This is a genomic window from Citrifermentans bemidjiense Bem (assembly GCF_000020725.1).
Classification (GTDB): Bacteria; Desulfobacterota; Desulfuromonadia; order Geobacterales; family Geobacteraceae; genus Geomonas; species Geomonas bemidjiensis.
Genome location: NC_011146.1, coordinates 3,224,492 through 3,248,956, shown reverse-complemented (window position 1 = coordinate 3,248,956; position 24,465 = coordinate 3,224,492). Strand labels below are relative to the sequence as shown.

Here is a 24,465-nt window from a genome sequence, read left to right as displayed (position 1 = left end):
TCCTTTGTTTCAATTTCTGCGCCGCAACGTCTTTTTCCATCCCTGCGCTATACTAGGACGGTGTTTTTTTCCCCTGGAGCGAGGAGAAAGCTATGGGTCGCGTCGGAATACGCAGACTTTTCAGCTGGATAGGGGGGCTCTCCCCCGCCGCCATCAGCTCCATCTTCGCCTTCAGCAGCCTCTCTTGGCTTCTTCTTGCCCACCTTCTCTTCCGTAGCATATTTGTAGACCGCGAACTCACCTACCTCGCCCTTAGCATCCTCGAGCTTTTCGGGGTCGCCACCATGACCGTCATCGTCTATCTGCTCAGCGACAAGAGCGAAGCAAGGCATCGGGCCATCGAGTCGAGCATCCGCGAGCAGGCCATACGCGACGGGCTCACCGGGCTCTACAACCGGCAGGCTTTCGACGATTTCCTGGCGCAGTCCATCGAATACGTCAAACGCCGCAGGGAGTCTGTCGCCCTGTTGTTTCTCGACCTGGACCGGTTCAAATTCGTCAACGACAGGCGTGGGCATTTCGTGGGAGACGCGGTCCTAATCGAGACAGCGCGACGGCTCACCGACTGCGCCAAACGCGGAGAAGACCTGGTGGCCCGGGTGGGGGGGGACGAGTTCGCCATGCTGCTGCGCCACCCCGATATGCCGGACGGGCCGGGGGTTGTCGCCAGGCGTGTGCTGGAGTCGTTGTCGGCGCCGGTGCAGGTGGATGGCGAGACGCTGAAGACCAGCGTCAGCATCGGCATCGCCATGTTTCCTTCCGACGCTGACGATCCCATGCAGCTCTTCAAGATGGCCGATTTCGCCCTGAACCAGGCGAAGCAGCAGGGACGCGCGACCTTCTGCTTCTATGGCGGCGAATGGCGGGAAGAGCGCGACCATACCCTGCAGTTGGAACAGGGGCTCTTGCGTGCCATCAACTACGACGAGTTGTTCCTGGTTTACCAGCCCAAGCTGGATACCTCCAACATGCGCGTCATCGGAGTTGAGGCACTGGTGCGCTGGAAGCACCCGCACTTGGGAGTGCTCGGGCCGGCGAGCTTCGTCCCCGTGGCCGAGAAGGCTGGCCTCATCTGGCCGCTGACCGAGTGGGTGCTGAAGAATGCCTGTTCCCAGGCGGCGCGCTGGTACCGCAACGAGGGGCTGGACCTGAACGTCGCCGTCAACCTCTCCCCTTCCGTTTTCTCGCATCAGGACCTGGAAGAGGTGATCGAGAAGGCGCTGAACGACAGCAAACTCCCCCCGGACCGGCTCACGCTCGAGATCACGGAGCAGTCGCTGATGATCTACGAGACGGAGGCGCTCGGGGTGCTGGAGCGCCTGCAGCGGATGGGAACCAACATCCAGATAGACGACTTCGGCACCGGCTACTCGTCCCTCTCTTCTCTCAAGCACTACCACTTCCAGGCGCTCAAGATAGACAAGTCCTTCGTCAGCGACGTCGTCACCTCTTCGGACGACGCCGCCATCGCCACCACCATCATGTTCATGTCCAAATGCCTTGACATGGAGGCCATCGCAGAAGGGGTGGAATCCGAGGCGCAAAAGGAATTCCTCTCCTCCATCGACTGCCGCTACATGCAGGGTTTCTATTTCTCCCGCCCCCTCGTCGCCTCTGAAATGGCCGATTTCATCAGGCATCTCGCCGACGACAAGAAAGCTTGAAATGCACATCTCCACCTATATAATAGTGAGCGTTCTCTAATTCCATTAATCACTAGAAAGGAGTCTGCTCATGGGTGACAGACAAAAGACGGTGGGGGTGCTGACTGGCGGGGGCGATGTGCCTGGGCTGAACCCTGCCCTGAAAACCTTGGTGACCCGCGCCGTAGAGAACGGCTACCGGGTCCTCGGCATCCGGCGCGGCTGGGGCGGACTCCTAGCCTACAACCGCGACGACCCGCACTCCGGCGAGAGCACCCTGATGCCTTTGGACCGGCACTCGGTTCGCACCGTAGACCGCTCCGGCGGCACCTTCCTGCACACAAGCCGCACCAACCCGGGCAAAGTGGCGACCGCCGACGTGCCTGAGTTCCTGCGCGGCGCAGACTTCGATCCGCTTAACCCCGGGCATCACGATTTCACCCAACATGTTCTCGCCAACCTGGAGCACCTGGGGGTCGACTCCTTGATCGCCATCGGCGGCGACGATACCTTAAGCTACGCCGAACGCCTCTTCCGCGAGGGGGTCCCGGTGGTCGCCATTCCCAAGACCATGGACAACGACGTTTTCGGCACCGACTACTGCATCGGCTTTTCCACGGCCGTGACCCGCAGCGTCAACTTCATCCACAACCTGAGGACCAGCGCCGGCTCCCATGAGAGGATTGCGGTGGTCGAGCTCTTCGGGCGCAACTCGGGCGAAACCTCCCTCATCTCCGCGTACCTTGCCGGGGTCGATCGCGCCCTCATCTCCGAGGTTCCCTTCGATGTCGAAAGGCTCGCCCTCCTCTTGCAGGAAGACAAAAGATCAAATCGCAGCAATTACGCCATGGTGACCGTATCCGAAGGGGCATCGATGATCGGCGGGCAGACCGTCGAGTACGGCCAGGAGGATGCCTACGGCCACAAGAAGCTGGGGGGCATCGGCGTGGTAGTGAGCGAGGCGGTGAAGGGGCTCACCGGTTCGCACATCATCTACCAGCAGCTCTCTTACCTCATGCGCAGCGGCGCCCCTGACTCCCTCGACCTCATGGTCGCCTACAACTACGCCAATATGACCATGGATCTGATCAGCGAGGGGATGTCGGGAAGGATGGTATCCCTGCAGGGAGGGACCTACCGGCACATCCCGATCAGCACCATCATGCAAGGCGAGAAGCGGGTAGACGTGGCCGAACTCTACGACCTCGCGGAGTACCGCCCCAAGGTGCGCCACGTACTCGGCAAACCGATGTTCCTGTACTAATCCCAGACAAACATATGATAGAGATCGACGGCAGCGTCGGTGAGGGGGGAGGGCAAGTGCTGCGCAGCGCGCTCAGCCTCTCCTGCCTCACCGGCCAAGGCTTCAGGATCCACAACATCCGCAAGAACAGGTCCAAGCCCGGCCTGATGCGCCAGCACCTGATGGCGGTGCAGGCCGCGGCCCGCATCTCTTCCGCGGAGCTGGCCGGAGACCGGGTCGGCTCCGCAGAGATCAGCTTCGTCCCCCGGGCAGTCCGGGGGGGCGACTACAGTTTCGACATCGGCACCGCGGGCTCTGTTTCCCTGGTGCTGCAGACCGTCATCCCCGCGCTCTTGTCCGCAGACAGGAAAAGCAGCGTCACCGTCACCGGCGGCACCCACGTCCCGTTCAGTCCCTGCTGGAACTACCTATCCGAAATCTTCTGGCCTGCCGTCTCCCGCCTGGGAGTCAGAGGCAACCTCGACCTGGAGGCGTACGGCTTCTACCCGAAGGGGGGTGGGAGGATACGCTGCCGCCTTCAGCCGCAGGGAACCCCGTCCTCCCTCACCCTCACCGAGCGCGGGCGCCTTTTGCGGATCACCGGCTTTTCTGCAGTCGGAAACCTCCCCCTCTCCATAGCGCAAAGGGAGCGCAGCTCGGCGCTCCACCTTTTGCGGCAAGAACTGGGAGAGGAGGTCCCCATCGACCTGGAAGTGCGGGAGGTGCGGGTCTACGGGCAGGGGACCTTCATCTTCATCAAGGCCCACTACGAGCGCGCGGAGGCGGGGTTCACCTCCTTGGGCGCGCGCGGCAAACCAGCGGAGCTGGTGGGGGAGGAGGTGGCGCGCGAGCTCCTGGAGCACCATGCTACCGGGATGCCGGTGGACCCGCATCTTGCCGACCAACTGGTGCTCTACCTTGCCCGGGCGCAGGAGGGGTCGCGGTTCGCGACCTCGCGCATCACCTCGCATCTCGAAACCAACCTCCTGGTGGCGGGGTATTTCCTGGAATTGAAAACGGAACTTGGAGGCGCGGAGGGCGCGCCGGGAGAGGTGCGGATCGTGCCGGCAGGAAACCGCGCCCGATAGGGAGGCATGAGGTGAAGCGCTGGATGGAAGTAAAGAAGGCGGCCCGTGTGGGGGCCGCCTTCGTCGTTTCGGTTGCTGCGGCGGGTCTGGTCCTAAGAATTGATGAGCAGGCAGAGTTCCTCTATTAGCGGCAGCTGTCCTTTGAGTATCTTCACCCTGGCGGCCCCGGACTCGAACCAGCCTGCCCGGTCCACCTCGGGGAACTCGGCAAATCGCCCGGAGCGAGGCGGCCATTCCAGGGAGAAGGTGTTGCTGGTGATGGCGGAGGGGTCGCAGTCCCCGGCAAAGGCCCAGGCCTTCACTTTTTTGCCGCCGGGCTGCCGGATCTCGGAAAGTTCCAGGAACTCCCCCTCAGCAACAAGCCCGGTCTCCTCCAGAAACTCGCGCCGGGCCACTTCGAAAGGGTCCTCGCCGGGGAGGTACTCCCCCTTGGGGATGGACCAGGCTCCCTCGTCTTTCCCGGCCCAGAAAGGCCCCCCGGGGTGCACCAGGAAAAGTTCCAGTTGCTCATCTTTGAAGCGGTACATGACGAGCCCGGCGCTTTTCTTCATGTCAATGGGCCTGGCCGCGCGGCAGCTGCCATCCTTTGACCAGGGCGGCGCACCTTATGGCTATCACGGTGGCGGCGGAGACGGTGAGGTTCACCGCGTTGGGGACCTCGGTGAAATGGAGGAAGTAGAAGAGGGCGCCGCCGACGACGCATGCCGAGGCGTAGATCTCGCGCTGCAGGATGAGCGGGATCTGGTTGCTCAAAAGGTCGCGCACCAATCCGCCGCAGGTGGCGGTCATCACCCCCATGATGATCGCCCCCATGAGCCCCAGGTTGAACTGGAGCGCCTTGGAGGTGCCGATGACCAGGAAGGTCCCAAGGCCCAAGGCGTCCAGGAGCAGCATGGCCCGGTTCATCCTCTCGAAGCTCCTGGGGGTGAGAAAGACCACCACGGATGCCGCCACGGCGAGGTAGAGGTACAGCTCATTCTTAAAGCAAAAGGGAGGGGTGTCGTTCAGGAGGACGTCGCGCATGACGCCGCCGCCGGTCGCGGTCACGATCCCCAGGACGATGACGCCCAGGAGGTCCATGCCGCGGCGGACTCCCGCCAGCGCTCCCGAGGCGGCAAAGGCGACCGTGCCGAGCAGGTCGAACGCGTAGATGATGGCTTGGTTGTTCATTTCGTTAAGGTTCCTGTCCTTGGGGATCGGTCTCGGGAGGGATGCCGTTGAAGGCCTCCTGCTGCAAGAGCAGGGGGATCGCGCCAGGAAGCAGGAAGGGATGCGGCGCCTTTTTCTAAGCTGGCTACTCCTCGAACTCGTCGTGGTTTTGTCCGGGCGCGCGGTAATCCTCGACGTCGTGCCAGAAACGGTGCTGCAGCTCCTTCAGGAGCGGCTCCAGGGTTTTGCGGTCGGCGGCGCTGATGGTGACGGCCCCGTACCTGCGGGTTAGCTGGCGTACTTTCATGAACGCGAGCGGGTCCCCCTTCTTCAGTTCGGGAAGGAGGTCCGCCTTGTTGAAGACCAGAAGCTTGGGTTTTTGCGAGAGCTCCAGTTCGCCCAGGATGGCATCCACCTGGATGATCTGCTCCTCGAAGCGGGGGTTGCTGCAGTCGACCAGGTGGATCAAGAGATCGGCGTCTTTCAGCTCCTCCAGCGTCGCCTTGAACGCACCCAGAAGCGACTTGGGGAGGCTGCGGATGAAGCCCACGGTGTCGGTTATGATCACCTCTCGGTCCATGGGAAAGCGCAGCCGGCGCGACGAGGTGTCGAGAGTGGCAAAGAGGAGGTCCTCGGTGAAAACTTCGCTGCGGGTGAGTGTGTTCAAGAGCGTCGATTTACCGGCGTTGGTGTAGCCGACGATGGAGATGATGGGGATTCCCGCCTTCACCCTTTTCTGGCGGCGCTGATAGCGGCCGTTGGAAAGCTCCTTCAGCTCCCGTTCCAGGTGGGCGATGCGGTCCCTGATGCGCCTGCGGTCGACTTCGAGCTTGGTCTCGCCGGGCCCGCGCCCGCCGATCCCCCCCATGAGCCGCGACATCTGCACCCCGCGGCCGATCAGCCTGGGGAGGAGGTACTTCAACTGGGCGAGCTCCACCTGCACCTTGCCGTCCTGCGAGGTGGCGCGCCGGGCGAAGATGTCCAGGATCAGCTGGCTGCGGTCGATGACCTTCAGTTCGGTCAGCTCCGAGATGGAGCGGACCTGGGCGGGGGAGAGCTCCTGGTCGAAAACCAACATGGTAGCACCGAACTGCAGCGCCTTGATGAGCACCTCGCGGATCTTCCCTTCCCCCAAAAGGTAGCGGGGGTTGAACTCCTTCGGGCGCTGGATCACGGTGTCCAGTACGCCGACCCCGGCGGTTCTCGCCAGCTCCTTCAGTTCTTCCATGGAGTCGACCGCCTCTTCCATCGGGCGCTGGGTCACCGAGATGAGGATGCCGCGCTCCTGGCCGGTTGCGACCAGGGTCCCCTCCTTGAGGCCGCGCTCAAGGGTCTGCTCCAGGGTCTCGACGAAGGAGCGGAAGTCGAGGTCGAACTTGGCGAAGGGGACGGAGGGCTCCACCTGGTAGGGGAGGTTGTGCCCCTCCGGTGGGACGAGCTCTGCGGTCTGGATCGAGAAGCGGTCAGGGTTCTGGGTGAGTTGCAGGGCCGCGACCATGTCGAGGCGCAAAAGCGAGAGGTCGGTCAAGTCGTCGTCGGAGAGCGGCTCCCCCTTCAGGTGGGTGTGCACCAGGCGGATGCCGCGCAAAAGCCTGCGTCCCAGGGGGTAATCCTCCAGGGCCGGGATCATCAGGGCGCGCTCGTCGCCTACGACCACGTAAGCGATCTCGCCGATGCGGCTTACCAGGATGCCGAGCTGGCGCCTGATCTCCAGGGAGATGTCGGCCATTTCCCGGGCCAGTTCCAGCGAGATCACCTCGCCCGGTTTCACACGGCGGCGGTACAGCCTTTCGAGCCGCTTTACCTGGCTCGACTTCAACCCTGTCAGATTACCGTGCAGTCCTTTGATGGCGCGCCTCCCGTTTACAGGCCGATGATGTTGTAGCCGCTGTCGACGAAGTGGATCTCCCCGCTCACCCCGCCGGCGAGCGGGCTGGCGAGGTAGAGCGCCGAGTTGGCGACGTCCTCCTGGGTGATGTTGCGCCTAAGCGGCGCCTTGCCGGCGACGTGGCCTGCAATCTGGCCGAAGCCGCCGATGCCCGCCGAGGCGAGGGTGCGCAGGGGGCCTGCGGAGATGGCGTTGACGCGGGTCCCTTCGGGGCCCATGGCCTCGGCGAGGTAACGCACGCTTGCCTCAAGCGCGGCCTTGGCAACCCCCATCACGTTGTAGTTGGGGAAAACCTTCTGCGCGCCGTAATAGGTCATGGCGATGATGCTTCCCTCGCGCCCCTGCATGAGCGGCGCGGCCTCCTTGGCCAGCGCGATGAGGGAATAGGCGCTGATGTCGAGTGCTGTGGCGAACCCTTCACGCGTGGTGTTCAAAAACGACCCCTTGAGTTCGTCCTTGTTGGCGAACGCTACCGAGTGCACCAGGAGGTCCAGCCCACCCCACTGTTTCGCGACGTCGGAGAAGAGCCGGGCGATGTCCTCGTCGCTTCTCACGTCGCAGGGAAGGATCATGCTCGCCCCGATGCTCTCGCCCAAGGGGATTACCCTTTTGGCCACGCTTTCTCCGGCGTAGGCCAGGGCGATCTCGGCCCCCTCGCGCCTGAATGCCTCGGCTACGGCCCAGGCGATGCTTTTGTCGTTGGCGACACCGAAAATCAGTGCCTTTTTACCTTCAAGTAAACCCATGCGTCTTATCTCCCTGCCTGTGTCGTCGCATTAGGATGCGTTACTCGGTGAGACGACACACAGCGGCACATAATAATGAATAAAAAATGAGTTGGCAAGGACTATGGCGGGTATTGCGCCCCCTTAAGTTTCGGGGGCGACTGGTTGCTGCGGGTGGTTTTGCGGGTCTGCCGGCGCGGCGCTGCGGGGAATTTCCAGGGTGCGCTCGATGACAGCGATCCTCTTCTCCATCTCCTCCAGAACGACCAGGGTACGGTCCACCTTCCCCTTGATGCTGAGGATCAGGAAGGGGACCAGGAACCAGATCACCACCAGGAAAAATCCCAGAATGGACATCATCATCATGAAGCCGCCGAAGATTTCCATAACTCCCCTTTCTAAGATGCGAGGGCGTCGGACTGCGCCTTTTCCAGCGCTTGGGCCAACTGGTCCGGACAGGAGGTGTCACCCTGGCAGGCGATACCTTTGAGCCTCCTGACCGCCTCGCTTACCTCCATGCCGCGCACCAGTGCGGCTACCGCCTTGGTGTTGCCGGCGCAGCCGTCGACGAACGTCGTGTCTACGATAAGGCCGTTGTCGATCTCGATCTCGATGCGGGAGGCGCAGCTCCCGGAAGTCTTGTAGCTGATTTTCATCTGCGGGTCGATCTCCTTTTGATTGTGAATGCGCTGGCGCGCCGTATTGGTAGTGGCACCTACCCCCACCCCCTAACCCCCTCCCGCCAGTGGAGGGGGGACTCTTTCGGCAGCCGTCCATCCTCCCTCTCCCTTTGGGAGAGGGTCGGGGTGAGGGGGCGCTGCTGAAGTGGGCGGTATATCGCGAAGCGGGAAAAAAGTCAATCGGCGAGGGCGAGTGCCTGGGCCATGGTGAGCCGCTCCGGACCCGGAAACTCCTGCAGGTAGAGTGCGTTGATGGCGGTCAGCATGGTGTTGAGGCGCTCGAGGTCGATGACGGCGCTGCCGGGGATGCTCGGAAGCCCCTTGAAGTTCTCGGGACAAAAGTCGATGCTTTTTTCGCCGTCGCACTCAAGCATCAGCGGCAGTCCGTGGGTGCGGCAGATGACCGGGCGCGCCTCGTAGAGCAGGCAGAGCCCGTCGTGGAGCAAAGGGCAGCGCACCGGCTCTGCGCTTGCGGCGAGGCCGCGGATGAGGTCGGCTTCGTCCGCGGAGCGGCTTTTCAGCGCCTCCCTCACGGCGGCTGCCTCTACGGCGAAGATGGAGAGGTGCCGGCAGCAGGCGTCGCATCCGGCGCGGCAGGCGATATTTTCGGGGAATTGGTCTACGGTCCGGGCGCAGAGATCGTCGATACGCTCCACAAGTGCGTGATAATTTTCCAGTCCCGCCATGCTAACCGTTCTCGCGCAGGCTTTTGCTGAAATCTTCCATCAGCTGCTTGTTGAGGTAAAAGTAGGGTTTTTCGATGGTGCCGGCAAAGCCGAAGGTCTTGAAATTTACCATGACCGGATCGTCGGTGCGGCCGCTAGAGACGTACCCCTTGGCGCCCGGGTCGATTTCCAGCAGGCGCTTCATCGCCTCCTGCCCCCCCATCCCCCCGGGGATGTTCAGATCCAGTATCACCGCGGCGAAGGTCAGCCCCGCCTGGTGCCGCTCCCGGTACAGTTCGACAGCCTCGGAACCGTCAATAGCGAACTCGACCTCAAAGCCGTACCTCTTCAAGGTCTCGCCCGCGACGAAACGGACCATTTCGTCGTCGTCCATGACAAGTACCTTCGCAACTACCCGATCGTTGTCGTTTTGCATTGGAAGCTTCCCTAGTTACACGGTTGTTAAGCTGCGCGTGGCGTGATATTAATCTATAGCCGGTATGTTTGCAGCTGGCAAGTCACTTTTTCATGTGAGACTCGATTCATCTTAAGGAGAGCTGGAAATGGCCAAGTTTAAGTCCCCCGTGACAGCTGCGGTACGCGTGCTGCGGCAGGCAGGGGTATCCTACGGCGAACATCCCTACCAGTACGAGGAAAAGGGGGGGACCGCAGTCTCGGCGCGGGAGCTCGGCGTAGACGAGAGCTGCGTCATCAAGACCCTGATCATGGAGGACGAGGCGAAAAGCCCCCTCGTGGTCCTCATGCACGGAGACCTCCAGGTCTCCACCAAGGAACTGGCGCGCGTAATCGGCGTCAAGTCCGTCGCCCCCTGCACCCCGGATACGGCAAACCGCCACTCCGGCTACATGGTGGGGGGGACCTCACCCTTCGGCACCAGGAAACAGATGCCGGTCTACCTGGAAGAGAGCATCCTGGAACTGCCGCTCATCTACATTAACGGCGGCAGCCGCGGTTTCCTGGTTTCCATGCCCCCCTCCGAGCTGGTGCGGGTGCTGCAGCCGGTACTGGTGAAAGTCGGTATCTAGGAGGAGCGATGGATCTCTCCAGGAGTTTCGAACAGGCGGCGGAACTGGTGGCGCAGGCCAAGGCGCTGGTCGTGACCGCCGGAGCTGGCATGGGGGTGGATTCGGGGCTGCCGGATTTCCGCGGCGACCAGGGGTTCTGGACCGCGTATCCCTTGTACCAGAGGCTCGGCATCAGCTTCGTCGATGCGGCGAACCCGGAGCATTTCGAGCGCGATCCCCGCTTCGGCTGGGGGTTCTACGGCCACCGCACCAACCTGTACCGGGAAACTGTCCCGCACCCGGGCTTCCAACTGCTGCTCGATTGGGCCAAGCGCTGCCGGCTCGACTGCTTCGTCGCCACCTCCAACGTCGACGGCCAGTTCCAAAAGGCCGGCTTCGCCGCAGACGCCGTGCTGGAATTCCACGGCTCCATCCATCACCTCCAGTGCACCAGGCCCTGCAGCAGCGCCATCTGGGAGAACAGGGAAGAGTTCCGGATCGACACCGAGACAATGCGGGCCGACCATGTCCCGCTTTGCCCCCGTTGCGGTTCATCCGCACGCCCCAACATCCTCATGTTTGGCGATTACTGCTGGATCGACGACCGCACCATGCGCCAGCAGGAGCGCTTCCGGCAGTTCCTCTCCCGGCAGGGGGCGGGGAGGATCGTGGTGGTCGAGATGGGAGCCGGGACCGCCATCCCCACCGTGCGCGCCGCCAGCGAGCGGATCGGCGCCCTGGCCCATGGGCGCGTCATCAGGATCAACCCGCGCGAGCCGCAGATTTCCAAACCTCACCTCTCCCTTCCCTGCGGAGCCCTGGAGGGGCTTAACGGAATAGAGGAGATGCTCCGCCTTCGCTCAAGGCCCTGAAATGAGGGTCCCTTCCTTCGTTGAACCCCGCCGATAAAAAAACCTTGCCATACCAATTCCTTACTGCTAGTATTGCTCATTTTTTAGGCAGATAAGGAACGATCGCTTTATGCAAAAAACGGTGGCCCTCGGCCCACTTGTGTTGAAGAATCAACTATTTCTGGCCCCGATGGCGGGGATTACCAATCTGCCGATGCGGATCATCTCCCGCGAGGGAGGGGCCTCGTTCGCCTTCACCGAGATGGTAAGCGTGAACGGCCTGACCCGGGAAGGGCAAAAAAGTTTCGATCTTTTAAAGAGTAGCCCGGAGGACCGCCCCATCGGGATGCAGCTTTTCGGCGACGATCCGGAGATGCTGGCCGAGGCGGCCCGCCTGGTGGAAGAGTACGGCGAGCTGATCGACATCAACATGGGATGTCCGGTGCGCAAGGTGGTGGGAACCGGCGCCGGGAGCGCGCTGATGAAGGACCCGCAAAAGGTGGGGCGCATCGTCAGGAGCGTGAGGGCCGCAACGAAGCTTCCGCTCACCATCAAGATACGCACCGGCTGGGTCTGCGGCGACGACACCTTCCTGGAAGTGGGGAGAATCGCCCAGGAGGAGGGGTGCGACGCGGTAACGCTGCATCCCAGAAGCCGCGCCCAGATGTTCGAGGGGAAGGCCGACTGGTCCCGGATCGGCGAGCTGAAGAGCGCGCTCAGCATCCCGGTGATCGGCAGCGGCGATCTCTTCAGCGCGGCCGACGCGGTGGGGATGCTGGCCGAAACCGGGTGCGACTCCGTCATGGTTGCCCGCGGCGCCATGGGGAACCCCTGGATCTTCCGCGAGGCGCTTTCCCTTTTGGCCGGTGAGGAGCCGGCTCCCCCGACGGTGCAAGAGCGGCTGGCGGTCTCCCGCAGGCACCTGGAGCTTTTCGCCGAGTTCGCGGGGGGGCGGGTGGCGCTCATGGAGATGCGCAAGCACCTCTCCTGGTATTCCAAGGGGCTGCCTGGGGCGGCGCAGTTTCGCGCGGCGGTGAACCGGATCGAAAGCGCTCCGGAGCTGATCCGGGCGATGGAGGAGTTCTTCGATGCCTGAGAAACTGGAGAGTTACTACGCCAACGTGATCGACAGCGTGGGTGACGGCGTGATCGTCCTCGACAACGCCGGGGCCGTGACGCTGGTCAATCCCGCCGCCGAGGAGCTGGCCGGCGTTTCGCGCCGCCAGGCCATGGGCGTTCTCTTCAGCGAGATCTTCAAAGGGGAAGGTCCTCTGAACGAGATGGTCGCCAAGACCGTGGAGACCGGGATGTCGGTCTCCGACCATGAGAACATCGTGGTCAAGCGGGCGGGGAAGCTGATCCCAGTCGGCGCCAGCACTTCGCCGCTTTTGAGCGCAGGCGGGGAGCGCATCGGCACCATTTTACTTTTGCGGGACCTGACCAACGTTCGCGAGTTGGAGTCGGCCGTGCGCCAGGCGGACCGCCTTTCGGCCCTGGGGGGGCTAGCAGCGGGGCTCGCGCACGAGATCAAGAACCCTCTCGGCGGGATCAAGGGGGCGGCGCAGCTACTGGAACTGGAATTTCCCGACAACGAGGACCTGCGCGAGTACATCAGGGTGATGCTGAAGGAAGTACAGCGGGTCAACGTCATCGTGGAGGAACTCCTGGCGCTCGCTTCGCCTGGGCGCCTGAAGCTCTCCAAGGTGAACCTGCACCGGGTCCTTTCCGATATCGTCTTATTGCAGAAAAACGCTAGCGAAGGGAAAGAGGTCTACCTCCAGCAGTACTTCGACCCGAGCATCCCTCCCATCCTGGGGGACGAAGCGCTTTTAACCCAGCTCTTCCTGAACCTGATCAAGAACGCGCTGGAGGCGGTGGAGGCCGGCGGTGTGGTAAAGGTCACCAGCCGGGTGCTGTCGGACTATGCCATGACCCAGAAGGGGGAGCGGCGGGCGCGCATGGTGGCCATCGACATCGCCGACAACGGCCCGGGTATCGAGGCCGAGGTGCTGGAGAACATGTTCACCCCGTTTTTCACCACCAAGTCACAGGGTACCGGGTTGGGCCTGGCCATCTGCCAGAAGATCGTCTCAGAGCATCGGGGCATGATCAAGGTCGATTCCGACGCCAAGCGCGGCACCGTCTTCACCGTGATGCTGCCGCTGGTGCAATAAACAAGAAACCGTTCAACGTTCCAGGTTCAACGTTCGAGTGGCCTTGCCCGTTGACGGCGCAATTACCCTGACTTTGACCTGCAGCGATAAAGACCGTTCAACGTTCCAGGTTCAACGTTCGACTCGCTTAGCACTTGGTGCCGTCGTCAGTGCTCACTTTGACGCGAAACGGACGGTCAAGTCACAATGCAGATGCCCAATGGCGATGCCCGTAGCGAACGTTGAACATTGAACGTTGAACCGCTTTTTAGGAGATTTTATGTCCATCAACAACATATTGGTTGCCGACGACGAAGAGAGCATGCGCTGGGTCCTTTCCAAGGCGCTCAGGAAAAAAGGCTTCAACGTGGAGCTCGCCCGCGACGGCAACGAGGCTCTCAGGCTGATTAAGGAGAACGTCTACGACCTGGCGCTTTTGGACATCAAGATGCCGGGGATGACGGGGCTCGAACTGCTAGACCGGGTGAAGGAGGAGCGCAGCGACCTCTTCGTCGTGATCATGACTGCCGAGGCGAGCATGAAAAACGCGGTCGAGGCGATGAAGCGCGGCGCCTACGATTACCTCACCAAGCCCTTCGACCTCGGGGTGATCGACGCGGTGGTCGAGAAGGTGAGCCGGGCGCGCGAGATGACCAGCCAGGTCTCGCTCCTCAAGGAAGAGCTCAAGGACCGCTACCAGCTGGAGAAGACCATCATCGGCAACTCCCCGGCCATGAGGGAGGTCTACAAGACCATCGGCAAGGTGGCTCCCAGCGACGTGACGGTGCTGGTGCAGGGCGAATCGGGGACGGGAAAGGAGCTCATCGCCCGCGCCATCCACTACAACTCAAAGCGTCTGGGCAAGCCCTTCATACCGCTCAACTGCGCCGCCATCCCCAAGGAGCTTCTGGAGAGCGAGCTCTTCGGTTTCGAGAAAGGGGCCTTCACCGGCGCCACCGAGAGGAAACTCGGCAAGTTCGAGCAGGCCAACGGCGGCACCATCTTCCTGGACGAGATCGGAGACATGCCGCTCGACTTGCAGGCCAAGATCCTGAGGGTGCTGCAGGAGCGCGAGATCACCAGGACCGGCGGAAACCAGAGCATCCCGGTCGACGTCAGGGTGGTCGCTGCGACCAACCAGGACCTCGAAGAGAGCGTGCACAACAAGCAGTTCCGCGAGGACCTCTACTACCGGTTGAACGTGATACCGATCCATCTGGTGCCGCTCAGGGACAGGAAGGAGGACGTGCCGCTTCTGGTGCAGTACTTCCTCACCAAGATCTGCGCCGAGCTCGAAGTGCCGCAAAAGCGCTGCTCCGCCGACGCCATCAAGCTCCTGACCAACTACAGCTGGCCCGGCAACATCCGCGAGCTGGAAAACACCATCAAGAGGGGCGTCATCCTCTCGCCGGACCCACTCCTGGTCGCCTCCGATTTCCCGGGGCTGCGCAACCGCCAGAGCGAGGGCAAAGGGGAGGAGCTTTCCCTGGAGGGGATCGTCGACCTGAAGCTGCGCGGCTGCTTCAGCAACATGGAGAAGATGGAGAGCGGCGACGTGCACGCCATGGTGCTGGAACAGGTGGAGCGGCCGCTGATCCGCTTCGTCCTGGAGAAGACCCGCGGCAACCAGGTCCGCGCCGCCGACATCCTCGGCATCAACCGCAACACCCTGAGAAAGAAGATCACCGAGCTCGGCATCGAGCTGCGCAAGGAATAGGCTACCCCCACCCCATGACAAAGGAGTTACCCATGTCCCTGTTGGAGAGATTTTTTCTGGAGAGAGAGAACGCCCAGCTCGTGGTGGTCGACGTGCAGGAGAAGCTTTGCCGGGCGATGGACGAGAAGGTGCTGGCCAAGCTGACCGGTAACATCTCCATACTTCTGGATGCGGCGGCGGAGCTCGGCATCCCGGCTCTCGCGACCGAGCAGTACGTGAAGGGGCTCGGCGAGACGCTACCAGTCCTGAAGGAGAAACTTCAGGCGGCGAGCCTGGAGAAGATGACCTTCAGTTGCTGCGGAGGCGAGGGTTTCATGGAGGCGCTGGAGAAAAACGGAAGGCGGCAGGTGATCCTGGTCGGCATGGAGACCCACGTTTGCGTGCTGCAGACCGCGCTGGAGCTTCTGTCTCGCGGTTACGTGGTGCATCTGGTGTGCGATGCGGCAATGAGCCGTCGCAAGCAGAACTGGGAGATCGCCATTAAGACCATGACGGCGGCAGGGGTGGTCATGACCTCGACCGAGTCGGTGCTCTTCCAACTGCTGCGCGTGGCCGGCACCGAAGAGTTTAAGAAGCTTTCTAAACTCGTGCGCTAGTCTGCTCCAGGCTGTCCACGAAGCGGCCGATCTGCTCCCTTTCCCCTTCGGCGATGGAGAGAAACTCAATGCCGAACCCCGGGGGGAGCGCCGGCTTCTTTCTGGTCTTGGAGCTGTTCAGCCAGGCTACGCGCGCCCTGGTCTGGATGATGGCGCCGAAGGGGTCGGGGAGAGCGAAGATGATCTCTACGGTCGCATCTTCCTCCAGCTCCACGTCGGCGGCCACGTACATGCCGTTTTGGCTCAGGTTGGAGGCGAACCCCGAAAGGGTGAGGCCGAAGGCTCGGAACTTTACGTTCAAGCGGCTGTTCACCCTGCGGTCGCGCCGGTCGATGGCGGGGAGTAGCTTGCGGGCCGCCTCTAAAAACGCGTGGCGGTCCAGGGGCTTGGTGAGGAAGCCGTCGCACCCGGCCTGCAGGCAGAGTTGCCGGTCCTCCTCTTTCCCTTCGGTGGTAATCAGTATCACGGCGGTCGACAGCCGGTTATCGCGCTTGATCTCTCGGCAGCAGTCGGCTCCGTTCATGATCGGCATGTGCAGGTCCATGAAAACCAGGTCCGGCCGCTGCAATCTGCAGATCCTGAAGGCCTCCTCGCCGTCGCGCGCGGTCAAGACGGTCACAGCGGAGAGCTGCAGGTAGTCCCTCTCGAGTTCGATAAACATGCTTACGTCGTCAACGAGCAGAACCTTGCTTGCCACTTACGCTCCCCCTGTCACTTCATTGCATAACTTCATTTGCGACATCTTCAGCCGAGCCTCCGCAAAACTCCCCTTTGGCCAGCTCTCCCCCTCCCTTGACGGGAGGGGGACTCAATTCACTACATCTTTACCAGCGTCTTGGCGATCACGTCGTGGTTCAGCCAGAATACCGGGGCCTTCGGCTCCCAGGAGCTGTCGAACATCAGTTTTCCTACCCCCTGGAACACGCCCTTGGAGAGGACGGCGCAGACGATCTCCTTGGGGTCCGCGTTCAGGCTGATCAGCTCCGCCGATACGTTCAGCATGTACTCCTGCTGTTGCGGCTTGTTGTGCTGCGGCCAGCTGTCGAAGTCCCGGGTGCTGGTGACGAGTTCCGAGGTGAGGTAGGTGTTGGCGATGCCGAGCAGCGTGTCGACGGTGGCCCCTTCCTTCAAGAGCGCCGCGCACTCCTTGACGATCTTCTGCTCCCCTTCGGCCCTGAGCGCGTCCATCAGCGGATAGAGGGAATTCTCGACCCCGAGGAAGAGGGCGCTGGAGTTGGTGAGGATCTCCGGGCAGTTGTAGACGGTTGCCTTGATCCCTTTTTCCCATGCCTCGATGGCGATGTCTTCCAGGCGGATCTTCGCCCACCCCTGCAGGTAGGGGGTGTAAGACTGCCAGGTGACGACGCCGTCGATGAGTACGCCGGTGCCGTGGTAGCCGTAGGCCGCGTAGGTTACTTCGAGCTTCTCCCTGAGGCCCGCGGTGGCGTCGATCAGGTAGCGGAAGGTGTCGGCGGTCACTTCGTTGAAGCTCGCGTCGCAAAGGCGCCCCATGTCGGAGTTCCAGAAGGCTTCGGAGGAGAGGAAGCGGTCTCCCTGCCCCTTGAAGAGCTTGTTGAGAATCGGCATGAAGACGCGCGCCCTGGGGATGCCGCCCGCCATGGTGTGCACCACGAGGAGGCGCCCCTTGGCCGGGAGCATCTTCTCAACTTCTGCCACCACAGCCGCGAGGTTCTTGCAGAAACGCTCGGTGCCGCGCTTTTTGGAAAATTCGACTTCGGCCTGGTCCAGTTTCACCGAGGCCCACTCGTCAGGTTTAACGCCTTTGAACCTGTCCACCGGTGCGATTCCGTCGCTACCCGGCTCCATGTCGAAGCCGGCTTCCAGCGGGATGTTGATGATCTTGCCGCCCAGGTTCTCTTCTGCCGCTGCCAGTTCCTCGGCGTTGAGCGGGCGCAGGGTCCCGTCGTTGTCGCGGCGGCCTACGGTGGCCCCGATGATGGTCATCCCCTTGGCCCTTGCCTCGTCGACGATGCCGTTGGCATAGCCGCGGCCGAAGAGCTCGCCGCAGAGAAAAAATACGTCCCCTTCCTTGAATCCGGCAGTAGCGGGAATTTCCCGCATTGCATTGTACCTGCTCATTTAGTTTCCTTTCTTGGTTGAAAATACGCGGGAGGCTTAGTCGCCCTCCGCACTTGCATGGCGCTTCCACCCCACTTCCACTGGAAGGCGGGGGGAGCGGCCATGAAACTATTGCGCGATCTGCCGTCGCCCACATCAAGGCTTTCACAGTTCTCCCCCTCCCTTGACGCGCCTGCGCGCCGGTGGAGGGGGGACTTTTGGGAGGCTGCGTTGTCTTAGTAATCGTCCCGGCCGCTCAGGTTTTCGAAGCGGGTGAACTCGCCGCGGAAGGCCAGATGAACCGTTCCGGTCGGGCCGCTCCTGTGCTTGCCGATGATGACCTCAGCCTTACCCTTGAGGTCCTCTTTGTCCTTCTCGTACACCTCTTCGCGGTAGACGAACATGATGATGTCGGCGTCCTGCTCGATAGCTCCGGATTCCCTCAAGTCGCTCATCATCGGGCGCTTGTCGGAGCGCTGCTCCAATCCGCGGTTGAGCTGCGACAGGGCGATGACCGGAATGCTCAACTCCTTGGCCAGACCCTTGAGCGAACGGGAGATTTCCGAGATCTCCTGCTGGCGGCTTTCGGGGTTGGCGCCGCCGCGCATGAGCTGCAGGTAGTCGATGACGATGAGGCCGATGTTGTGCTCGGCCTTCAGGCGCCTCGCCTTGGAGCGGAGCTCCATGATGGTGATCGACGGGGTGTCGTCGATGAAGATCTTCGCGTCGTGCAGTTTGCCGCCGGCCTTGATCAGCTTGGGCCAGTCGTTCTCCACCAGGTGACCGCTTCGCAGTCGGCTCAGGTCGACCTTCGCCACGGAGCAAAGGAGCCTCTCCACCAGCTGCTCCTTGGGCATCTCCAGGGAAAAGACGGCGGCGGGGTAGGCTTTGTCGGCGTCGATGGCCGCGTACTGGGCCACGTTCAGGGCGAAGGTGGTCTTTCCCATTGCCGGGCGTCCAGCGATGATGACCAGGTCGCCGGCGTGAAAACCGGCCGTCAGCTTGTCCAGGTCCGTGTAGCCCGTGGGGACGCCGGTCACCAGCTCCTTTTTCTCGTAGAGGAGCTCGATGTTCTTGATGGTGTCCTTGAGGATGTCGCTCACCTGGTAGTAGGCGGGGCGGATCTTGTTCTCCGAGATCTCGAAGATCACCTTCTGGGCTGCGTCGAGGAGTTCCTCGGTATCGATCTTGTCCTCGAACCCCTTGCTCACGATGTCGGTTGCCGCCGAGATGAGCTTCCTGGTGAGCCACTTCTCCTTCACGATCTTGCAGTAGTAGGAGATGTTCGCGGCCATGGGGACGAAGTCGACCAGTGTCGCCAGGTAGGCCCCGCCGCCGACCTCTTCCAGCTCACCTTTTTTCTTGAGGATGGTGGTCATGGTGATCAGGTCGCAAGGCTCCCCGCGCTCGTTCAAATCGATCATGGCGCGCAGGATCTTCCTGTGGCTTTCCCGGTACATATCGTCCGGCACCAGGATTTCGAGGACGCGGTTGATCGCCTCGTTATCCACCAGGATCCCGCCCAGGATGGACATCTCCGCCTCAATGCTCTGCGGTGGCAGCTTTCTCATGTCCGTTGCGTTCATGCAGACCTCTAAGTGACAGTAACCCTAACCTGTACCGCAAGCCCCGACGGCAGTCGGGAGTTACGGTACAGCCGTCGGATAGTACCTTCATCCGTCGCGCCGGTCAACAAATTTGGAGGGGTTCGGCTACCCGCCGACCTCCTTGAGGAAGGCGAGGGACCTGAGTTCCCGGTCCAGGTGCAGGTCGATGGCGGGGTTCAAAAGGAGGTCCGCTTCCCGAAGCTCCGGCTCGGGGAAGGATATGGCGCCGAAGCGCCCGGTCTGCATGGCGAGCGCAAGTAGGCGGGCGGTCTGTTCGGAGATTCCCCTCACCTGCAGGTCGGGCTGGTAGCCCAGGATCTTGAGGAGATTGACGGCGAAGAAGCGGCGGTCCGAAGGGGAGGGGGGGGCCTCGTTCAGCCTTTCCAGGTAGCAGTACAAGAGGCGGAACAGGCGGGGGGCGGGCTCCTCGTCGGGGGTGAGCCGCTCCACCAGTTCGCAGGCATAGGCGGCGCATCCGATCTTGACGAGGTCCCCGCGGATTCCGGGGAAGATGCTGACGATGTCGGCTGAGGAGAGGGTGGCGAGGCTGTTTCCCTGCTGCAGCTGGAGCTTCAGGTGCGCGAACTGCTCCAAGGCTCCGGCGAAGCGCTTCTTGCTGCGCTTGGCCCCGCGCGCCACCCCTTGCAGCTTCCCCTGTTCCAGGGTGAAGAAGGTGACGATCCGGTCGGCCTCACCGAAGTCGGTGAAGCGGAGCACTATGGCCTCTGCCTCGGTTTTTCGCATCGGTCGAAGGTACATCGGCCGCCGGATCAAGTCAAGCGGTGAGGAGGGTGGGGGAGAGAGCCCCTACTTGAGGTTCATCCGGTGCAGCAATAGGCCCAGGTACCGGTTCAGCGGGTGGCTCCTCGGCAGGCTTTTGATGGGCTGCAGCTTTCTGGTGCCGCAGCGCGCGAGCTCGGCAACAAACTCCGGGCCGCCTCCCGCCTGCACACCCCTGCGCAGCGTGTCGAGACCTTTGCTCTTCTCGCCGGAGAGGATGAGTACCCTCCCTGCATTGAGGAGTATGCGGAGATTTTTCGGCTGTTGCAGCAGCGCCCTTTCCGCCATGTCCCGTGCCTGGCGCCCTGTAGCGCCGCTTTTGATCAGACTGTAGGCGAGATCTGACGCGGTTTCCGGGTTTTCCTCCAGTGCCTGCGCCTGTTCGAAACAGCGCCGGGCCAGGAAGTAGAGCTGGCGGTTCAGCGCCTCCCGTCCCTTGCGGCGCAACTGTTCGGCGTCCGCCCCCGTCTCGACCCGCTCCACCTTCTCCAGCACCACGAAGCTCGAAGGCGGGGTGGTGTCGGGGAATTCCTCCCGGTGCAGCTCCACGAACCCCTCGGGAAGTTCGGGCAAGAAGGCATCCCCCCGGTAGTTGCCGTGGACGACGGTGAGATAGAGCCGCTGGCAAAGCGGCAGCGCCTCCTGAAAGACTTCGCCGCCGCCGCAGATGAAGACCTCCTCCTCGCCTTCAGCTGCTGCGATTGCAGCCGGGACGTTGCGGGCGATCTCGCACCCCTCTATCTGCGACCCCTTCCTGGTGAGCACGATGTTGCGGCGCCCCAAAAGCGGATGCCCTATCGACTCGTAGGTCTTTCTCCCCATGATGACGGTATGCCCCATGGTGATGGACCGAAAGCGAGTGAGGTCCGAGGGGATATCCCAAGGGAGCCCTCCGTCTGCGCCTATCACCCTGTTGTCAGACAAGGCCGCTATCGTGGAGATGATCATCATGACCTCCGAGGTCGTTAGTGCATAAAGGTCTTACCGTCCATCGTCAGCGCAGGGTCACCACCGTCACCCCATCGCCCCCTTCGTAGCGCTCGCCGGTGCGGAAGGAGGCAACCAGCGGGTGGTCGGCCAAGTAGCTCCGCACCCCCTTCATCAGGGCGCCGGTTCCCTTGCCGTGCACGATGTGCACTTCCGGGATCCGGTCCAGCGCGGCGTGGTTCAGGAACGGTTCTAAAACGCCGACCGCCTCCTCCACGCGCATCCCGAGAAGGTTGATGGTGGAGGCCGGCTCGGCGCGCTCCTGCTCTTGGGCCTGCTGCTTTTCGCGCCGCTTCTGTACCTTCTTCGGCTCTTTGCCCTTGGGCTTTAGCAACGAATTGACCTGCACCTCCATTTCCATGCTCCCGGCACGGACCCGCGCCTTGCCGGAGCGCGTATCGATGGCGAGGATGGTGGCGTCGCAGTTGAGCGGCTTGACGAAAAGTACGTCCCCCACCGACACCTTCTCCGGGTCCACGTTCTCCTCGGGGTGCAACTCTTCCAGCGCCTGCTCCAACTCGTTCGCTGCCTGGTCGAGCTTTTCCTTCGCCTCCCGCGTCTTGGTCTTCTCGCGCTTGGCCTCGTCCAGAAGGGTCGCCACCTCGCGCTTTGCCTTCCAGATAATCTGCTGCGCTTCCAATAACCCCTTTTCCTTGGCGTCCTTTACCAACTGGGCCGCCTCATCCCTGCGGTCCACCAGGTTCCGCTCGGCGAAGGCCACCTTTTCCTCTCTTTCTGCCATATCCGCCAGGGCGCGCTCCAGTTGAGCCCGCTTTCCCTTGAGGTCGCGCAAAAGGGAATGGAAGTCGGCCTCCATGGTCCCGAGCATCCCCCGGGCGAAGCGCACCACGCGATCGGGCAGGCCGTAGCGGCTGGCTATTTCGAGAGCGTGCGATTCTCCCGGTTCGCCGACCACGAGCCGGTAGAGCGGCGCCAGCTTATCGCGGTCGAAGGCCATGGCGGCGTTCACCATCCCCTCCTCGCGCTGCACGAAGCCGATGATCTCGGTGAGGTGCGTGGTGGCGACCACCAGCGCCCCCTTGTTCTGCAGCTCCTTGAGGACCGCGCAGGCGATGGCCGCGCCCTGGCCCGGCTCGGTGCCGGTCCCCAGTTCGTCCAGAAGCACCAGCGCGCCTTGTCCTGCCTCCTCGATGATGCTGGAGATCTTGAAGATGTGGGCGGAGAAGGTGGAGAGGCTTTCCTCTATGGACTGTTCGTCCCCGATGTCGACCAGGATGCTTTCCACCAAGGGGAGCACAGTGCCGGGAAGCGCCGGGACCGGCATGCCGCAAAGGGCCATGACGCAGAGGAGACCCGCGCTCTTGATGGCGATGGTCTTGCCGCCGGTGTTGGGGCCGGTGACCACCATGACCCGGTTGTCGGCGGCGAGCTCCAGGTCGAGGGGGACCACCTCCTTACCCATCAGGGTGAGGATAGGGTGGCGTGCCGACTTGAGCAGTATGGCGGGGGTAGGCGAGATGACCGGCGTCTCGCTCCTGAGCTTGTCGCTCAGGGTGGCGATGCAGTTGAGGATGTCCAGGCGCACCAGAGCCTCGAACTGCTCCAGGATCTGTTCCGCGTCCTCCCTGATCCAGTTGCAGATCTGCCTGACGATCCTGATCTCCTCGGCCCTCTCGTCGGCGACCAGGTTCTCCAGCTCGTTGGCGAGCCCGATGATCTCCAAGGGCTCCATGAAGGCTGTCTCGCCCGAGTTGGAGACGTCGTGCACGACGCCCGGGACCATCCCCTTCGAGTCCATGCGCACCGGGATGACCCAGCGCCCGGACCTCTGGGTGATGAAGTCGTCCTGCAGGAAGATGGCGGTATGCCGCTCCCGGACGATCTCCTCCAGCCTTTTCTTGATGCGGGCGGTGAACCCCTTCTTGCGGCCGCGGATGTCGGCCAGGAGCCTGGAAGCGGTGTCGAGGATCTCACCTTCCTCGTTCACCGTGTGTTCCAGTGGATTCAAGAGGTCCGGGAATCCGGTGATGGAGCCCGCTTGCGAGGTGAGGAGCGGCACGTCGGTGCGGAAACCGAGCTGTGCGGAGATGGCGCTCATTACGCGCAGCGTCGGGATGAAGCGCTGCAACTCAAGCGGCGAGATCACCGCGCCGGTCGGGCGGACCGCTCTGACCTGGGGGGTGATGTCCTCGAACTCCGAGAGCTTGAGGCTGATGCCGAACCGGGTGAGCTTGCGCACCTCATCGACGAGCCCCAGGCGGAGTTCGATCTCGTCACGTGCCGAAAGGGGTGTTATGGACAGCGCCCCAAAGTGAGAGGCGTCGCAGTGTGCATAAGAAGCGACCGTGTCGAGGATCTTGTCGAACTCCAGCCGCTTGAGTGTATCGGTGCTGATCATTAAATTAACTCCGGAGGGTAGTAGAAGGTTTTACAAAAACCAGGCGACGGGGCTGAAGAGCCGCTCCAGGAAACGGATCGACCATCCCCGCCTCTCGTGCTCGTGCAGGACGATGCGGCGGGCGCCAGCCAGGTCGAATTCCAGCATCTGCTCCACCTGCGCGCCGAAGATCTGGCTATCCACGACCACGTTCAACTCGTAGTTGCGGTGGAAACTCCTGAGGTCCATGTTGGCGGAGCCGACCATGGTCCAGTTGCCGTCGATGAGCAGCACCTTCGCGTGCAGGACCGCGCTGTTCATCTCGCAAATCTCGATCCCGTTTCGCAACAGTTGCGCGTAATAGGTTCTGCTGACCAGGCGCACCAGGGGGACGTCGCTTTTGTGCGGCAAAAGGAGCCGCACCCTCACGCCGCGCCCCGCCGCCCGCAAAAGCGAGCGGATCACACGGGGGCCGGGGACGAAGTAGGGACTGGCTATGGTGACGCTCTCCGAGGCGCCGGCTATGGCGAGTCGGAAGGCGCTCCTGATGAAGCTCCGTTCGTGGTGGGGGCCGCCGTTGATGACCATGACGTTCGCGTCCCCGACGATATCCGGCGGGGGGCCGGGATCGCAGCCGATGGGGGGAGTGCCGCATTCGCCGGTCCAGGTCTCCTGGAACAGCCTCAAAAGTTCCAGCCCGACTTCGCCCTCGATCTTGAGGCCGACGTCGCGCCACTTGGTCCGCTTCTTCCCGAGACCGGAGTAGACGTTGGCGATGTTCATGCCGCCGGTGAAGACGCGCCAGCCGTCCATGACCGCGAGCTTTCTGTGGTCCCTCTTGTCGAACCAGGCGATTCCTTTGCGAAACGGAGGAGGATTGAAGGCACGGCAGCACACCCCCCCTTTGGAGAGCCTCTTGAAGAAGGCGGCGGGTGTGTCGAAACATCCGATGTAGTCGTACAGGAGGTAAACCCGGACCCCGCGGGCGGCAGCGGCCATGAGTGCGTCCGCCATCAGGCGCCCGGTCTCGTCGTCTGCGACCGTGTAGAACTCAAGGCAGATGCTGGTGGTGGCTTTTGGGATCGCATCGAAAAGGGCGGGAAAAAAGTCGGAGCCGTAACGAAACAGCGTGGCGCGGTTGCCCGCAAAGGAAACAGCCTCCGTGTTCCTCCTGAAGAAGTCGAAGAACTTCTTGGTCTGGAACAGCAACTGCTTTCTTTTACGCCGCATCCTGATCATCTTTAGCGAGCC

Annotated in this window: 24 protein-coding genes; 9 read left to right on the top strand and 15 right to left on the bottom strand. The window is 62.4% G+C overall.

The window, feature by feature from the left end; genetic code table 11:
- Nucleotides 1-92: 92 nt before the first annotated feature.
- From GBEM_RS14080 to rtcA, 3 genes are all read left to right on the top strand, one after another.
- Nucleotides 93-1,664 carry a putative bifunctional diguanylate cyclase/phosphodiesterase gene (locus GBEM_RS14080; protein WP_012531251.1) on the top strand — a complete coding sequence of 524 codons (1,572 nt, stop codon included), beginning with the start codon at nt 93-95 and terminating at the stop codon, nt 1,662-1,664.
- A gap of 70 nt (nt 1,665-1,734) precedes the next feature.
- Nucleotides 1,735-2,907 (top strand): 6-phosphofructokinase, encoded by a 1,173-nt coding sequence (locus GBEM_RS14075; RefSeq protein ID WP_012531250.1) that lies wholly within the window; start codon nt 1,735-1,737, stop codon nt 2,905-2,907.
- A gap of 14 nt (nt 2,908-2,921) precedes the next feature.
- Nucleotides 2,922-3,974: an RNA 3'-terminal phosphate cyclase gene (gene rtcA / locus GBEM_RS14070; protein ID WP_012531249.1), complete on the top strand. Its 1,053-nt coding sequence runs from the start codon at nt 2,922-2,924 to the stop codon at nt 3,972-3,974.
- Nucleotides 3,975-4,066: 92 nt separating this feature from the next.
- On the opposite strand, the gene GBEM_RS14065 is transcribed toward rtcA, so the two are convergent.
- The 8 genes from GBEM_RS14065 to GBEM_RS14030 form a co-directional block, all read right to left on the bottom strand.
- Nucleotides 4,067-4,525: an NUDIX domain-containing protein gene (locus GBEM_RS14065; protein ID WP_012531248.1), complete on the bottom strand. Its 459-nt coding sequence runs from the start codon at nt 4,523-4,525 to the stop codon at nt 4,067-4,069.
- 1 nt (nt 4,526) lies between these two features.
- Nucleotides 4,527-5,144: a trimeric intracellular cation channel family protein gene (locus GBEM_RS14060; RefSeq protein WP_012531247.1), complete on the bottom strand. Its 618-nt coding sequence runs from the start codon at nt 5,142-5,144 to the stop codon at nt 4,527-4,529.
- A gap of 124 nt (nt 5,145-5,268) precedes the next feature.
- Nucleotides 5,269-6,942 carry a GTPase HflX gene (gene hflX / locus GBEM_RS14055; RefSeq protein ID WP_012531246.1) on the bottom strand — a complete coding sequence of 558 codons (1,674 nt, stop codon included), beginning with the start codon at nt 6,940-6,942 and terminating at the stop codon, nt 5,269-5,271.
- 44 nt (nt 6,943-6,986) lie between these two features.
- On the bottom strand, nt 6,987-7,757 hold the full coding sequence (locus GBEM_RS14050; protein WP_012531245.1) for an enoyl-ACP reductase FabI: 771 nt from the start codon (nt 7,755-7,757) through the stop codon (nt 6,987-6,989).
- A 123-nt stretch (nt 7,758-7,880) separates the two neighbouring features.
- The gene (locus GBEM_RS14045; protein ID WP_012531244.1) at nt 7,881-8,123 is read right to left on the bottom strand and encodes a hypothetical protein; all 243 of its coding nucleotides are present in this window, start codon (nt 8,121-8,123) and stop codon (nt 7,881-7,883) included.
- Nucleotides 8,124-8,134: 11 nt separating this feature from the next.
- On the bottom strand, nt 8,135-8,461 hold the full coding sequence (locus GBEM_RS14040) for a TIGR03905 family TSCPD domain-containing protein (protein WP_012531243.1): 327 nt from the start codon (nt 8,459-8,461) through the stop codon (nt 8,135-8,137).
- A gap of 131 nt (nt 8,462-8,592) precedes the next feature.
- Nucleotides 8,593-9,102 (bottom strand): YkgJ family cysteine cluster protein, encoded by a 510-nt coding sequence (locus GBEM_RS14035; RefSeq protein ID WP_012531242.1) that lies wholly within the window; start codon nt 9,100-9,102, stop codon nt 8,593-8,595.
- A gap of 1 nt (nt 9,103) precedes the next feature.
- Nucleotides 9,104-9,517 carry a response regulator gene (locus GBEM_RS14030; RefSeq protein WP_012531241.1) on the bottom strand — a complete coding sequence of 138 codons (414 nt, stop codon included), beginning with the start codon at nt 9,515-9,517 and terminating at the stop codon, nt 9,104-9,106.
- A gap of 127 nt (nt 9,518-9,644) precedes the next feature.
- On the opposite strand from GBEM_RS14030, the gene ybaK reads away from it, so the two are divergent.
- From ybaK to GBEM_RS14000, 6 genes are all read left to right on the top strand, one after another.
- The gene (ybaK, locus tag GBEM_RS14025; protein WP_012531240.1) at nt 9,645-10,127 is read left to right on the top strand and encodes a Cys-tRNA(Pro) deacylase; all 483 of its coding nucleotides are present in this window, start codon (nt 9,645-9,647) and stop codon (nt 10,125-10,127) included.
- Between the two features lie 8 nt (nt 10,128-10,135).
- Nucleotides 10,136-10,978: an SIR2 family NAD-dependent protein deacylase gene (locus tag GBEM_RS14020; protein ID WP_012531239.1), complete on the top strand. Its 843-nt coding sequence runs from the start codon at nt 10,136-10,138 to the stop codon at nt 10,976-10,978.
- Between the two features lie 109 nt (nt 10,979-11,087).
- Nucleotides 11,088-12,053 carry a tRNA dihydrouridine synthase DusB gene (gene dusB, locus GBEM_RS14015; protein ID WP_012531238.1) on the top strand — a complete coding sequence of 322 codons (966 nt, stop codon included), beginning with the start codon at nt 11,088-11,090 and terminating at the stop codon, nt 12,051-12,053.
- Complete coding sequence (locus tag GBEM_RS14010; protein ID WP_012531237.1) at nt 12,046-13,131, top strand: two-component system sensor histidine kinase NtrB; 1,086 nt, start codon at nt 12,046-12,048, stop codon at nt 13,129-13,131. Before dusB ends, GBEM_RS14010 begins: the two co-directional genes overlap by 8 nt.
- A gap of 259 nt (nt 13,132-13,390) precedes the next feature.
- On the top strand, nt 13,391-14,827 hold the full coding sequence (locus tag GBEM_RS14005; RefSeq protein ID WP_012531236.1) for a sigma-54-dependent transcriptional regulator: 1,437 nt from the start codon (nt 13,391-13,393) through the stop codon (nt 14,825-14,827).
- A gap of 32 nt (nt 14,828-14,859) precedes the next feature.
- Complete coding sequence (locus GBEM_RS14000) at nt 14,860-15,423, top strand: hydrolase (RefSeq protein WP_012531235.1); 564 nt, start codon at nt 14,860-14,862, stop codon at nt 15,421-15,423.
- Here GBEM_RS14000 and GBEM_RS13995 read toward each other — a convergent pair.
- The 7 genes from GBEM_RS13995 to GBEM_RS13965 all read right to left on the bottom strand — a co-directional run bounded on the left by GBEM_RS13995 (nt 15,407) and on the right by GBEM_RS13965 (nt 24,453).
- Nucleotides 15,407-16,120: a response regulator gene (locus tag GBEM_RS13995; protein ID WP_012531234.1), complete on the bottom strand. Its 714-nt coding sequence runs from the start codon at nt 16,118-16,120 to the stop codon at nt 15,407-15,409. The genes GBEM_RS14000 and GBEM_RS13995 overlap by 17 nt on opposite strands.
- A gap of 119 nt (nt 16,121-16,239) precedes the next feature.
- The gene (locus tag GBEM_RS13990) at nt 16,240-17,523 is read right to left on the bottom strand and encodes an enoyl ACP reductase FabMG family protein (RefSeq protein WP_012531233.1); all 1,284 of its coding nucleotides are present in this window, start codon (nt 17,521-17,523) and stop codon (nt 16,240-16,242) included.
- A 215-nt stretch (nt 17,524-17,738) separates the two neighbouring features.
- On the bottom strand, nt 17,739-19,088 hold the full coding sequence (gene dnaB / locus GBEM_RS13985) for a replicative DNA helicase (protein ID WP_012531232.1): 1,350 nt from the start codon (nt 19,086-19,088) through the stop codon (nt 17,739-17,741).
- Nucleotides 19,089-19,214: 126 nt separating this feature from the next.
- Nucleotides 19,215-19,853: a DNA repair protein RecO gene (recO, locus tag GBEM_RS13980; protein WP_041262778.1), complete on the bottom strand. Its 639-nt coding sequence runs from the start codon at nt 19,851-19,853 to the stop codon at nt 19,215-19,217.
- Between the two features lie 63 nt (nt 19,854-19,916).
- Nucleotides 19,917-20,837, bottom strand: a complete 921-nt coding sequence (locus GBEM_RS13975; RefSeq protein WP_012531230.1) for a dihydrofolate reductase — start codon at nt 20,835-20,837, stop codon at nt 19,917-19,919.
- A gap of 46 nt (nt 20,838-20,883) precedes the next feature.
- Nucleotides 20,884-23,235 (bottom strand): endonuclease MutS2, encoded by a 2,352-nt coding sequence (locus GBEM_RS13970; protein ID WP_012531229.1) that lies wholly within the window; start codon nt 23,233-23,235, stop codon nt 20,884-20,886.
- Between the two features lie 30 nt (nt 23,236-23,265).
- The gene (locus GBEM_RS13965) at nt 23,266-24,453 is read right to left on the bottom strand and encodes a phospholipase D-like domain-containing protein (protein ID WP_012531228.1); all 1,188 of its coding nucleotides are present in this window, start codon (nt 24,451-24,453) and stop codon (nt 23,266-23,268) included.
- Nucleotides 24,454-24,465: the final 12 nt, after the last annotated feature.